Raw genomic sequence first — 12607 nt, 5'->3', positions numbered from 1 at the left:
TCTAGAATCAATTCCATGGCCACGAGAACCGACGCCCCCACCCGGCGCGAGCAGATCCTCAAGGAGGCCGCCCGGCTCTTCGCCGAGCGCGGCTTCCACGGCGTCGGCGTCGACGAGATAGGCGCCGCCGTCGGCATCAGCGGCCCCGGCCTCTACCGGCACTTCGCGGGCAAGGACGCGATGCTCGCCGAGCTGCTCGTCGGCATCAGCGGGCAGCTCCTGACGGGCGGCAAGCGGTGCGTGAGCGACACGGAAGGCTCCTCGGAGCGGGTCCTCGACGCGCTGATCGCGGGGCACATCGACTTCGCCCTCGACGACCGCTCCCTGATCACGCTGCACGACCGCGAGCTCGACCGCCTGCGCGAGAGCGACCGCAAGCTGGTCCGCCAGCTCCAGCGGCAGTACGTGGAGATCTGGGTCGACGTGGTGCGCAAGGTCTATCCGGGCCTCGCCGAGAACGCCGCCCGGGTCTCCGTGCACGCCGTCTTCGGGCTGCTGAACTCCACCCCGCACCTGAGCCGCCGCGACGCGCTGCCGAGCCGCGAGGGCATGGCGGGGCTGCTGCATCGCCTGGCGCGCGGGGCGTTCGAGGCCGCGGCCGAGTGACGTGCGTCTCTGGACGCTCTGGTGACCGCCGGGTAACCTGCTTCTGAGCAAGCGCTTAGTCGATGTAGGCAGAGATGCAGGCAGAGGGAGTACTCCGTGCGCCGTACCGTTTTCGATGAGGACCACGAGGCGTTCCGGGAGACCCTGCGCGCCTTCATCGAGGCCGAGGTCGTCCCGGTCCACGAGGAGTGGTTCGCCGCGGGCCAGGTGCCGCGCGAGTTCTACTACAAGCTCGCCGAGCTGGGCCTCTTCGGGATCAACGTCCCCGAGGAGTTCGGCGGCGCCGGCCTGGACACCCACAAGTTCGAGGCCATCCAGTACGAGGAGACCGCCCGCGCGGGTGTCTCCTTCGGCGGCTCCGGCGTGCACGTGCTGCTCGCCCTGCCCTACATCAAGGCGCTCGCCACCGACGAGCAGAAGAAGCGCTACCTGGAGAAGTTCGTCTCCGCCGAGGAGATGTGGGCCCTGGCGATGACCGAGCCGGGCACCGGCTCCGACCTCGCGGGCATGAAGAGCACCGCCAAGCTCTCCGAGGACGGCACGCACTACGTCCTGAACGGCTCCAAGACCTTCATCACCGGCGGCGTCCACGCCGACCGCGTGATCGTCTGCGCCCGCACCTCCGCGCCCACCGCCGAGGACCGCCGCTTCGGCATCTCCCTCTTCGCCGTCGACACCAAGTCCGAGGGCTACTCCATCGGCCGCAAGCTCGACAAGCTCGGCCTGAAGACCTCCGACACCGCCGAGCTGGCCTTCGTCGACGTCAAGGTCCCCGTCGAGGACCTCCTCGGCGAGGAGAACAAGGGCTTCTACTACCTCGGCAGCAACCTGCCCTCCGAGCGCTGGGGCATCGCCTACGGCGCCTACGCGCAGGCCAAGGCCGCCGTCCGGTTCGCCAAGGAGTACGTCCAGGACCGCACGGTCTTCGGCAAGACGGTCGCCTCCTTCCAGAACACCAAGTTCGAGCTGGCCGCCTGCCAGGCCGAGGTGGACGCCGCCGAGGCCGTCGTCGACCGCGCCCTCGAAGCCCTGGACGCGGGTGAGCTGACCGCCGCCGAGGCCGCCTCCGCGAAGCTGTTCACCACCGAGGTCGCCCACCGCGTCATCGACAAGTGCCTCCAGCTCCACGGCGGCTACGGCTTCATGAACGAGTACCCCATCGCCCGCCTGTACGCGGACAACCGCGTCAACCGCATCTACGGCGGCACCAGCGAGGTCATGAAGATGATCATCGCCAAGAACATGGGGCTGTAGAACCACCTTCATGAACCAGGCACTTGAGGACCTCCTCGCTCTGCTCGACCTGGAGCAGATCGAGGAGGACATCTTCCGGGGCATGAGCCGCTCGGCGCTCGTGCCCCGCGTCTTCGGCGGCCAGGTCGCCGCACAGGCCCTCGTCGCCGCCGGACGCACCGTCCCGGGCGACCGTTCCCCGAGCTCTCGGCCTCGCTCCAGCGGGGGAGGCCCTCATGCCCACTCCCTGCACGCGTACTTCCTGCGCCCCGGAGACCCGGGCGCGCCCATCGTCTACACCGTCGACCGCATCCGCGACGGCCGCTCCTTCACCACGCGCCGCGTCGTCGCCGTCCAGCACGGGCAGCCGATCTTCCACCTCTCCGCGTCCTTCCAGACGTACGAGGAGGGCCTGGAGCACCAGGCGGTGATGCCGGACGCGCCGGACCCGGAGACGCTGCCCACGGCCGCCGAGATGCTGCCGCGCCACCTGCCGCCGCACGTCGCCGAGCGGCTCGTCGAGGCCCGCGCGGCCGTCGACCTGCGCTACGCCGACGTGCCGCCCTGGGGCACCGTCGGACAGCCGCGCGAGCCGCGCTCCCAGGTGTGGTTCAGGGCCGACGGCAAACTCGACGACGACTCCCTGCTGCACGTCTGTCTCGCCACGTACGTCTCCGACATGACGCTGCTCGACTCCGTGCTCCTCGCGCACGGCCGGGGCGGCTGGGCGGTCGGTGACGTCGTCGGCGCCTCGCTCGACCACGCCATGTGGTTCCACCGCCCCTTCCGCGCCGACGAATGGCTCCTGTACGACCAGGAGTCGCCGTCGGCCTCCGGCGGGCGCGGCCTCGGCCAGGCGCGGATCTGGACGCGGGACGGACGGCTCGCCGTGACGGTCATCCAGGAGGGCGTCGTTCGCGTTCCCCGCTGATCGGACATACCGTCCGATACATGTCGGAGCAAGTGGAACAGCAGGACAACGGCGAGAGCGGCGGGGGCGGCGAGAGCACCACCACGGTCGTCGTCGCCGCCGTCGCCAACCTGGGAATCGCGCTCGCCAAGGCCGTGGCGGGCGTCATCAGCGGCTCCAGCGCCATGCTCTCCGAAGCGGCGCACTCCGTCGCCGACACCGTCACGGAGCTGATGCTGCTGGTCTCCCTGAAGGCGAGCGACCGGCCCGCCGACGAGGAGCACCCCCTCGGCTACGGAGGGGCCCGCTACATCTGGGCGCTGCTCGCCTCCGTCGCCACCTTCGTGGGCGGCGGCGTCTTCGCCGTGTACGACGGCGTCCACACCCTGACGCACCGCGAGGACCCGGGCGACCCGCTCATCTCGTACCTCGTGCTCGCCGTCGCCTTCGTCCTGGAGGGCTACTCCCTGCGGACCGGCCTCAAGCAGGCCCGCGGTGAGGCCGACCGCCTCGGGGTGCGGCTCAAGCGCTATCTGCGCCACACGCCCGACACCGCGGTCAAGGCCGTCGTGATGGAGGACTCGGCGGCGCTCGCGGGCCTCCTGCTCGCCGCGGCCGGGCTTTTCGCCGGGCAGCTCACCGGGTCCGGTGTCTGGGACGGCGTCGCCTCGCTCTGCATCGGCGTCCTGCTCGTGTACGTGGCCTGGGTCCTCGGCCACGCCAACTCCGAGCTGCTCATCGGGCGACCGCTGCCCGCGGAGATGCGGGCGGCGATCCGCGCGGAACTCCTCGCCGACCCGCACGTGGTGGACGTCATCGAGCTGACCACGCTGCTCCAGGGCCCCGAGGAGGCCCTGGTCGCCGCCAAGGTCGACTTCCGGGACACGTACTCGGCCGCGGACGTCGAGCGGGCCTGCGACTCCATGGCGCGCCGCGTCCGGGAGCGCTTCCCCGCGGTCCGGCGCGTGTACCTGGACCCGACGCCGGGCTCTGCTCAGGAGCCGCCGGAGAGCCCCGCCGCGTCGAGCAGGTAGGCCGTCATCGGGTCGTAGTGCCGGGGGCTCGTCACGTGGTCGTCCAGCGGGACCGTGACCTGCACCGTGCCCTCGGCCTCGCCGATGAACAGCGCGGGGTCGTTGCAGTCCGCGTAGCCGACGGAGTCCAGGCCGCGCTGGCCCGCCCGGCCCGCCCAGCCGTGGTCGGCGACGACCAGGCCGGGCTGCGGGCGGCCCTCGCGCTCCAGGCCGTCCAGGATCGCGTTCATCGGCTCGGGGGAGTGGGTGTGCCACAGCGTCGCGCCGCGCTCCAGGACCGCGACGTCCGCGAACTGGAAGACCATGCCCTCGTCGGCCATGAGGCCCTCGGGGATCACCACGATCTCGCAGCCCGCCGCGCGCAGGGCGGCGGCCGTGGCGCGGTGCACGTCGAGCAGGCCGCCGGGGTGGCCGGTGGCGAAGAGGACGCTCTCCTTGGCCTCGGCGGCCTTGCGCAGGCGGGCGGCCATGCGCTCCAGGGCGGCGACCGTCAGCTCCGGGTCGATGGTGTCCTGGCCGAACCGGTACTCCGGGTCGTCGATGACCCCGCAGCGCTCGGCCATCACCGCGAGGACGTCCTGCTCGTCGGTCCAGCGCTCGCCGAGTTCCAGACCGAGCCAGTAGTGGCGGTCGCCGTTCGCGAGCTTCCTGTAATGGCTGAGGTTGTTCTCGCGTGGCGTGGCGACGTCTCCCGCGATGCGGGTGCGGACGAGGTGCTCTATAAGCGCGGCGCGGCTGGGTATCGGCATGCCCTCCATTGTGCGGGACGAGTGCTCCGCGCTTGGGAGGGATTCGGGGCGTGGGGGCGGCGTGGCTCGCGGGTTTCCCGTGCCCCTGACGGGGCCCCTCACGCGTCCCTGGTCAGCGCGAACCACAGCTCCATACGGACGTCGGGGTCGTCCAGGTCCGCCTCCAGAAGTGCCGCGCAGCGGCTGATCCGCTGCCGGACCGTGTTCCTGTGCACCTCCAGCGCCACCGCCGTGCGGTCCCAGTTGCCGTGCAGGGAGAGCCAGGTGCGCAGGGTCAGGGGCAGGGACGCGTTGCCGGCGATCGGGGCGAGCAGCACGCGCGCGTGGGCGTCGGCCTCCGCGGGGGCGACCAGGGCGGCGATGCCGTTCGCGTGGTGGCGTACGAGGGGGCGGCGGGTGGCCTCCGCGCGGCGCAGGGCGCGGGCGGCCTGGGCGTCGGCGGCGCCGAGTCCGGCGGGCTGGGCCGCGGCGGAGACGCCGAGCACCCAGCCGTCGGCGGGCGCGGGCTCGCGGTCGGCGGGGACGAGCAGGCGCACCGCCCCTTCGGGGCCGTCCGGATCGACGAGAGCGGTGCCGAGCGCCGCGGCGAGCGCGGAGGCGCCAAGAGAGAGACGCCCGGCCCCGGCTCCCGTCCCGGCCCCGGCTCCAGCGGCCCCGCCGTGCGCCACGCGCGCGTGGACCACGGTCCAGGGGCCGCCGTCCAGGAGCGGTGCCACCTCCTCCGGTGCCGTCCCGAGCAGCAGCCGTACGAGGGCCGCCGAGCGGGAGGCCTCGGATGCCCCCTGGTGCTCCCCGGTGAGCAGCGAGAGCAGGACGACCGCCGCCCCCGCGATGGTGTGGTCCCCGGGCTCGCGGCGCTCCGTGGCGGTGGCGAGGGCGAAGCCGCGGCCGCCCCCGAGCGCGTAGGCGGCGAGGTGGACGCCCCCGGCCGTGTCGGCGGCGGACGCGGGGGCCGCCGGAGCGCCCCGCCGCACGACCCCGGTCAGCTCCCGCAGCGCCTCGTGCGCCGCGTCCGGCGTCCGCCCCGCCGCCTGGAGCTCGGCGCCGTCGGGCCCGTACAGCGCGGCGAGCCCGCCGAGCCGTGCCGCGAGCTGGCGCAGGACCGCGGAGACCGGGTCGGGCCGCGCAGCCGCCGTCGCGAGGCCCTGCTGCGCCTGGGTGACCCGGCGCAGCTCGGCGTGGCGGGCCTCGGCCATCAGGCGCCACACCGCGCGCGCGACGCCGCTGAACGTGGTGCGCTGCGGCACCTCGACGAGCGGCAGCCCGTGCCGTTCGCAGGCCTCCACCAGGGCGCGCGGCACCGTGTCGTGGACCGGCGCCACGCCGAAGCCGAGGGCCGCGCCGCCCGCGGCGACGATGCGGGACACGTAGGCGTCGAGGGAGCCGTCGGGGGCCGCGGGGTCGGCGATGTGCACGCCCGCGGTCAGGAGCAGCTCGCCCCCGAGCAGGTACGGGTAGGGGTCCGGCATCTCCGAGGTGTGCACCCACTGCACGGCCGTGGCCGCCGCCCGCGCGTCGGGGCCCGCGATCTGCCGCAGCCCCAGGTCGGCGTGGGCCAGGAGGGCGGCGAGCGGGACCGGCGGGGTCGGGGGAGCGGCGGGGGCCGCCGGGGTGGCGTGCGCTGCGGGGTCGGCCATGGTGGACGTTCCATCCATCTCGATCGCGAGGAGTGGAGGAAACGTACACTTCAGCGTTGCTTTCCGGCCACCTAGGGTCGTGCCGACCACAGCCGCGGGTACGGGCGGATGTCCCCGCGGCGGTCCTCACCCCCATCTGCACGACACGCCACCGAGGTGCGCGAAGGAGGCCCCATATGGCCGTCGACTACACAGTGATCGTCGTCTATCTCGCCGGGATGCTGGCCATGGGCTGGTGGGGCATGCGCCGCGCCAAGTCCAAGAGCGAGTTCCTCGTCGCCGGGCGCCGCCTCGGGCCGTGGATGTACTCCGGCACCATGGCCGCCATCGTCCTCGGCGGCGCCTCCACCATCGGCGGCGTCGGCCTCGGCTACCAGTACGGCCTCTCCGGCGCCTGGATGGTCTTCACCATCGGCCTGGGGCTGCTCGCGCTGAGCGTCTTCTTCTCGGCCCGCATCGCCCGCCTGAAGGTCTACACCGTCTCCGAGATGCTCGACCTGCGCTACGGAGGGCGCGCGGGCGTCATCTCCGGAGTGGTCATGTGGGCGTACACGCTGATGCTCGCGGTCACGTCGACCATCGCGTACGCCACGATCTTCGACGTCCTGTTCGACATGAACCGCACGGTCGCGATCATCCTCGGCGGCTCGATCGTCGTCGCGTACTCCACGCTCGGCGGCATGTGGTCCATCACGCTCACCGACATGGTGCAGTTCGTGGTGAAGACCATCGGCGTGCTGCTCCTGCTGCTGCCCATCGCCGTCGTCAAGGCCGGCGGCTTCAGCGAGATGAAGGCGAAGCTGCCCACCGAGTACTTCGACCCGCTGGGCATCGGCGGCGAGACGATCTTCACGTACGTGCTGATCTACACCTTCGGGATGCTCATCGGGCAGGACATCTGGCAGCGCGTCTTCACCGCGCGCAGTGACAGGGTCGCCCGCTACGGAGGGACCGTCGCCGGCACCTACTGCCTGGTCTACGCCGTCGCGGGCGCCGTCATCGGTACGGCGGCCAAGGTCATGTACCCGAAGCTGCCGAGCGCCGACGCCGCGTTCGCGACCATCGTCAAGGACGAACTGCCCATGGGCGTACGGGGCCTCGTCCTCGCCGCCGCGCTCGCCGCCGTGATGTCGACGTCCTCCGGCGCCCTCATCGCCTGCGCGACCGTCGCCAACAACGACATCTGGTCGCGGCTGCGGGGCGTCGTGAAGCCCGGCGCGGGCACGGGAGAAGGGGCGCACGACGAGGCGCGTGACGAGGTCAGGGGCAACCGTGTCTTCATCCTCGCCATGGGCGTCGCCGTGATCCTCATCGCCATCGCGCTCAACGACGTCGTCCAGGCCCTGACCGTCGCCTACAACCTGCTCGTCGCCGGCCTGCTCGTGCCGATCCTCGGCGGACTGCTGTGGCGGCGCGGCACGGCGGCGGGCGCGCTCGCGGCTGTGACCACCGGCGGTCTGTCCGTCATCGCCCTCATGTGGGGGTACGGCATCCTCGCCAACGAGCCCGTCTACTACGGCCTTTTGATCTCCCTCGCCGTGTACGTCGCGGTCTCCCTCGCCACCAGGCCCACCGACGCCGCGGTCCTCGCCGCCTGGCGCGAACGCCTGGCCGGGCGGGGCGCGGAGCCGGAGGCGGATGCTCCGGTGACCGTCTAGATCTTCGCGCGGCCCGATGTCAGTGGGCCGCGCGACACTCGAAACGCAGTACCCGCGGCGTGCCTGCACAGCACCGCGCGCCGCACTCGCACCAGCAGGAGGAAAACCGACCATGATCAGCGCCGAGACCCCGACGACCCCCCGCGGCCCCGTCGACTCGTCCCGCATCCCCCGGTACGCGGGACCGGCGACGTACGCGCGGCTGCCCCGCCTCGACGAGGTCGGCGGCAGGACGGACATCGCGGTGGTCGGCGTGCCCTTCGACTCCGGCGTCTCCTACCGCCCGGGCGCCCGCTTCGGCGGCAACGCGATCCGCGAGGCCTCCCGCCTCCTGCGGCCCTACAACCCCGCGCAGGACGCCTCGCCCTTCGCGCTCGCCCAGGTCGCCGACGCGGGCGACATAGCCGCGAACCCGTTCAACATCAACGAAGCGGTGGAGACGATCGAGGCCGCCGCCGACGACCTGCTCGGCTCCGGCGCCCGCATGATGACCCTCGGCGGCGACCACACCATCGCCCTGCCGCTGCTCCGCTCGGTCGCCAAGAAGCACGGCCCGGTCGCCCTGCTGCACTTCGACGCCCACCTGGACACCTGGGACACCTACTTCGGCGCGGAGTACACCCACGGCACGCCGTTCCGCAGGGCCGTCGAGGAGGGCATCCTCGACACCGAGGCGCTCTCCCACGTCGGCACGCGCGGCCCGCTGTACGGCAAGAAGGACCTCACCGACGACGAGAAGATGGGCTTCGGCATCGTCACCTCGGCGGACGTCTACCGCCGCGGCGCGGACGAGGTCGCCGACCAGCTCCGCCGGCGCATAGGCGACCGCCCGCTGTACATCTCGATCGACATCGACTGCCTGGACCCGGCCCACGCCCCCGGCACCGGCACCCCCGAGGCGGGCGGCATGACCTCCCGCGAGCTCCTGGAGATCCTGCGCGGCCTCGCCTCCTGCAACCTCGTCTCGGCCGACGTCGTCGAGGTCGCCCCGGCCTACGACCACGCGGAGATCACGGCGGTCGCCGCCTCCCACACCGCGTATGAACTGACGACGATCATGTCCCGCCAGATCGCGGAGGCCCGCCGGACCACCGAGGGGAGCGCGGCCAAGTGACGCACGACCACGACGTCGTCCTGCGGCCCACCGCCGCGCAGACGCAGGCGGCCCTGAACCCGCCCGCGGGGCGCAACGGCGGCGACCTCGTCGTGGAGACCCTCCACGGCCTCGGCGCGACGACGGTCTTCGGCCTGCCGGGCCAGCACGCCCTCGGCATGTTCGACGCCCTGCGCCGCTCCTCGCTGTCGTACGTGGGGCTGCGCGTCGAGAACAACACGGGGTTCGCGGCGGACGCGTACGGCAGGATCACGGGCGAGGTCGCCCCGCTGCTCCTGTCCACCGGGCCCGGCGCGCTGACCTCGCTCGCCGCGCTCCAGGAGGCGGCGGCGGGCTCCTCGCCGGTCCTCGCGATCGGCAGCCAGGTCCCGGTGGCCGGGCTCGGCGGCGGCCGCCACGGTTACCTCCACGAGCTCCGCGATCAGCAGGCGTCCTTCCGGGACATCGTGAAGTCCGTCCACACGGTCCGGACGGCCTCGCAGATCCCCTCCGCGATCGCCGCGGCCTGGGAATCGGCGCTGACCGCGCCGCACGGCCCGGTCTGGGTGGAGATCCCGCAGGACGTGCTGCTCGCTCCGACCTCGCTCCCCGTGGTCACGGCCATGGACGCCACGCCCGATGAGGTCGTGCCACGCCCCGAGCTGACCGCGGTCGCGGCCGACCTGCTGTCCCGGGCCGAGCGCCCGGCGATCATCGCGGGCGGCGGCGTGGTGCGCTCCGACGCGAGCGGCAAGCTCCTCGCCCTCGCGGAGCTGGTGAACGCGCCCGTCGTCACGACCTTCGGCGGCAAGGGTGCCTTCCCCTGGGAGCACCCGCTGTCGCTCCAGTCCTGGCTGGAGGACCGCCACACCACGGACTTCCTGGAGGAGGCGGACGTCCTGCTTGTGGTCGGTTCGGGCCTCGGCGAGCTGTCGTCGAACTACCACACGTTCGCCCCGCGCGGCCGGGTCATCCAGATCGAGGCGGACGCGGGCAAGCTGGAGTCCAACCACCCGGCGCTCGGTATCCACGCGGACGCCAGGCTCGCCCTGTCCGCGCTCCTGGAGACCATCGAGGCGCCGAGGGAGGATCCCGGGGCCCCCGAGCGGGTCACGACGGTCCTGTCGAAGGTCCGCGAGCGGATCGCCGCCCAGGACCTCACCCTGGAGCAGCAGGTCCTCGCCGCCGTCCGCGAGGCCCTCCCCGACGCGTCGCCGTCCTTCTGGGACATGACGATCCTCGCCTACTGGGCCTGGTCCGCCTTCGACGCGCGGCGCCCCAACACCATGCACTCGGCGCAGGGCGCGGGCGGCCTGGGCTACGGCTTCCCCGCCGCCCTCGGCGCGGCGGTCGCGGACCCCTCCCACCCGGTCCTCGCGGTCTCGGGCGACGGCGGGGCGATGTACTCGATAGCGGAACTGGCGACGGCCAGGCAGTACGGGCTGAACGTCACCTGGCTGATCGTCGACGACGGGGGCTACGGCATCCTGCGCGAGTACATGTCCGACGCGTTCGGCGAGGCGAGCGCCACGGAACTGACGCGGCCCGACTTCGTCGCCCTCGCGGAATCCTTCGGGGTGCCCGGCGTGCGGTCCTCCCCGGAAACGCTCCGGGCCGACCTGACGAAGGCACTGGCCGAGCCGGGCCCTTCGGTGGTGGTGCTCCCGGCGGTGCTGCGGATGTTCGCGCCGACGCATGTGTAGGGGTTGCAGAAAAATCCCAGTCCGCCATAGCGAAAGCCCAGGTCAGGGCGCGAGGGCATGGGATTTTTCTGCAATTCAGCCTCGGCTCGGCCAGTCGGTCTTGAGCGCCGTCACGAACGCGGACCAGCCCGCCGGGGCGAAGACCAGGGCGGGACCGTGCGGCGCCTTGGAGTCGCGGACGGGGACGGCTGCCGGGTAGTTGTCCAGGACCTCGACGCAGCTGCCGCCTTCGCTGCCGCTGTGCGTCGACTTGCGCCAGCCGACGGGGACGGCTGCCGGGTAGTTGTCGAGTACCTCGACGCAGCTGCCGGCCTGGTCGTTGCTGTACGTCGACTTGCGCCAGCCGGTCAGTGTGGAGGCGTTCGGGATGATGCGTTCAGTCATGGTGGTCGTAGTCCTTTGCTGTCGCCCGCATCAGGCAGCTCACCTCAGCCGGTGAGCTGTCCGGCCTTGATTGCCCTCACGAACGAGGACCAGCCCGCCGGGGCGAAGACCAGGGCGGGACCGTGCGGTGCCTTGGAGTCACGTACGGGTATGCCCGCGGGGTAGCTGTCCAGTACCTCGACGCAGCTGCCGCCTTCGTTGCCGCTGTACGTCGACTTCCGCCAGTCGGCCAGTATGGAAGCGTCCGGGATGATGCGTTCAGTCACGGTGTTCGTAGTCCTTTGCTGTCGCCCTCAGTAGAGCCAGTGACTCCTTGAGCGGCATCGCGTCGCCCAGCGCGAGATCGTAGGCCCCTTCGAGCCTGTCGACCACGGCGGGGGAGTCGTGAACCTTGCCTACGTGGATGCCTTCGGAGTAGGCCACCGGAGGCTGGTCTTCAAACTTCATCAGGGTGAGCATGCTCTGCATCAGTGGATGTGCACCGAGCCCGCAGGGCAATACGTACGCCCGGATTCGCTGGGCCTCCATCAAGTGGATGACATGCCGTAGCTGCTCCGCCATTACGCCGGGGCCACCAACAACCCGACGCAGCACCGCCTCATCGAGCAACACCCACACTACGGGCGTCACGGGATTCTCAAGGACCGTCGCGCGGTCGAGGCGTGTGACAACGAGTCGGTCGCATTCCTCTGCACCCACTGGAGGGAACGACGTGCCCAGAACCGCGCGTGCGTACCTTTCCGTCTGGAGGATGCCGGGGATGAACGACAACGCGAACTCCCGGATCATCGTCGCCTGTTGTTCGAGTTGCAGCGCCGTCTCGAAGTACTCCGCCACTGCCATGTCGTCGTTCGGCAGGAAGCTGCTCAGTACATTGCCCGTGCCCAGCGCCATGTCCAGCCGCCGGGCGTCCTCCTTGGAGGGAATGCGGCGGCCCGCCTCGATGTGCGCGATGTGCGAACGGGTCATGAGCGCCATGTCGGCCAGCTCCTGCTGCGTGAGCCCGGCCGCTTCCCGCTGGGCCCTCAGCCATTCCCCATAGATGTTACTCAACGTCAACTCCCCTGTGACCGGCGCTTCGTCACGCGCCACCCCCTGGTGACAGTAGTCCGAGTCGTCTCACTCTGTGAGTGGATCGCTACACAGAGGTGCGTAGGCGAGGCCGCGCATCCCCACCACGAACCCTCGGGAGTCGAAGAAATGTCGTGCCACATCACCGGTCTCGGCGCGCATGGCGTCGAGGCGGCCCCCCGGCTGCTCCCCTGGGTCACCCCCGACGGCAACCCCTGCTACCTCATCGGCGACGGAACCGGCCTCGTTTCCCGTGTCGCCGACAACATGGAAACCGTCCAGCTCGGTATGGCCGACGACATCCTCGGGCACGCCGACGCCCTGACCGGCGACCCGAAGGCCACCGCGCCCCAACTCCGCTACCTGGCCGCCCGCCTGGCCGAGTCCCTGCGGGATGTGACCCGTATCGCACGCAGCCGTGGGGCCCGCCTGCCCGTACCCGCTCACGACGGCGACGGTGACCGCGAGGAGGATTTGGGATAGCCTTCCCCCTTTCGTGCAACCCTCACCGGCACCCGTGAGTCATGCG

Annotated in this window: 13 protein-coding genes; 8 read left to right on the top strand and 5 right to left on the bottom strand. The window is 71.7% G+C overall.

From position 1 onward, the window contains the following. Positions 1-15 precede the first annotated feature (15 nt). The 4 genes from ACRAKF_RS14795 (at position 16) to ACRAKF_RS14780 (ending at position 3783) form a co-directional block, all read left to right on the top strand. The gene (locus tag ACRAKF_RS14795; protein ID WP_447037572.1) at positions 16-606 is read left to right on the top strand and encodes an SACE_7040 family transcriptional regulator; all 591 of its coding nucleotides are present in this window, start codon (positions 16-18) and stop codon (positions 604-606) included. A gap of 96 nt (positions 607-702) precedes the next feature. After that, a complete protein-coding gene (locus ACRAKF_RS14790; protein WP_447037571.1) occupies positions 703-1860 on the top strand; it encodes an acyl-CoA dehydrogenase family protein in 1158 nt (385 codons plus the stop codon). Positions 1861-1870: 10 nt separating this feature from the next. Then, the gene (locus ACRAKF_RS14785; protein ID WP_447037570.1) at positions 1871-2770 is read left to right on the top strand and encodes an acyl-CoA thioesterase; all 900 of its coding nucleotides are present in this window, start codon (positions 1871-1873) and stop codon (positions 2768-2770) included. A gap of 20 nt (positions 2771-2790) precedes the next feature. Further along, entirely contained in the window at positions 2791-3783 is a 993-nt protein-coding gene (locus ACRAKF_RS14780) for a cation diffusion facilitator family transporter (protein ID WP_447037569.1), read from the top strand. Here the strand turns inward: ACRAKF_RS14780 and ACRAKF_RS14775 are convergent. Both ACRAKF_RS14775 and ACRAKF_RS14770 read right to left on the bottom strand, forming a co-directional pair. Next, complete coding sequence (locus ACRAKF_RS14775) at positions 3744-4541, bottom strand: phosphatase (RefSeq protein WP_447037568.1); 798 nt, start codon at positions 4539-4541, stop codon at positions 3744-3746. The two genes, ACRAKF_RS14780 and ACRAKF_RS14775, sit on opposite strands and share 40 nt — an antisense overlap. A gap of 89 nt (positions 4542-4630) precedes the next feature. Next, the gene (locus ACRAKF_RS14770) at positions 4631-6187 is read right to left on the bottom strand and encodes a PucR family transcriptional regulator (protein ID WP_447037567.1); all 1557 of its coding nucleotides are present in this window, start codon (positions 6185-6187) and stop codon (positions 4631-4633) included. 158 nt (positions 6188-6345) lie between these two features. Between ACRAKF_RS14770 and ACRAKF_RS14765 the strand changes: the two genes are divergently transcribed. The 3 genes from ACRAKF_RS14765 (at position 6346) to ACRAKF_RS14755 (ending at position 10623) form a co-directional block, all read left to right on the top strand. Continuing rightward, a complete protein-coding gene (locus ACRAKF_RS14765; RefSeq protein WP_447037566.1) occupies positions 6346-7827 on the top strand; it encodes a sodium:solute symporter in 1482 nt (493 codons plus the stop codon). Between the two features lie 112 nt (positions 7828-7939). After that, a complete protein-coding gene (gene speB, locus ACRAKF_RS14760) occupies positions 7940-8941 on the top strand; it encodes an agmatinase (RefSeq protein WP_447037565.1) in 1002 nt (333 codons plus the stop codon). Further along, entirely contained in the window at positions 8938-10623 is a 1686-nt protein-coding gene (locus ACRAKF_RS14755) for a thiamine pyrophosphate-binding protein (protein ID WP_447037563.1), read from the top strand. The genes speB and ACRAKF_RS14755 overlap by 4 nt, the downstream gene beginning before the upstream one ends. Positions 10624-10698: 75 nt before the next feature. Here the strand turns inward: ACRAKF_RS14755 and ACRAKF_RS14750 are convergent, their stop codons facing one another. The 3 genes from ACRAKF_RS14750 to ACRAKF_RS14740 are packed head-to-tail and all read right to left on the bottom strand — an operon-like array spanning position 10699 to position 12060. After that, positions 10699-11007, bottom strand: a complete 309-nt coding sequence (locus ACRAKF_RS14750) for a DUF397 domain-containing protein (RefSeq protein WP_447037562.1) — start codon at positions 11005-11007, stop codon at positions 10699-10701. 44 nt (positions 11008-11051) lie between these two features. Further along, positions 11052-11273 (bottom strand): DUF397 domain-containing protein, encoded by a 222-nt coding sequence (locus ACRAKF_RS14745; RefSeq protein ID WP_447037561.1) that lies wholly within the window; start codon positions 11271-11273, stop codon positions 11052-11054. Beyond that, on the bottom strand, positions 11266-12060 hold the full coding sequence (locus ACRAKF_RS14740; protein WP_447037560.1) for a helix-turn-helix domain-containing protein: 795 nt from the start codon (positions 12058-12060) through the stop codon (positions 11266-11268). The genes ACRAKF_RS14745 and ACRAKF_RS14740 overlap by 8 nt, the downstream gene beginning before the upstream one ends. A gap of 147 nt (positions 12061-12207) precedes the next feature. On the opposite strand from ACRAKF_RS14740, the gene ACRAKF_RS14735 reads away from it, so the two are divergent. Next, positions 12208-12561 carry a hypothetical protein gene (locus ACRAKF_RS14735; protein ID WP_447037559.1) on the top strand — a complete coding sequence of 118 codons (354 nt, stop codon included), beginning with the start codon at positions 12208-12210 and terminating at the stop codon, positions 12559-12561. Positions 12562-12607 lie beyond the last annotated feature (46 nt).

The organism is Streptomyces sp. DSM 118878 (genome assembly GCF_052936595.1).
This window is presented reverse-complemented; position numbering and strand designations above follow the sequence as displayed.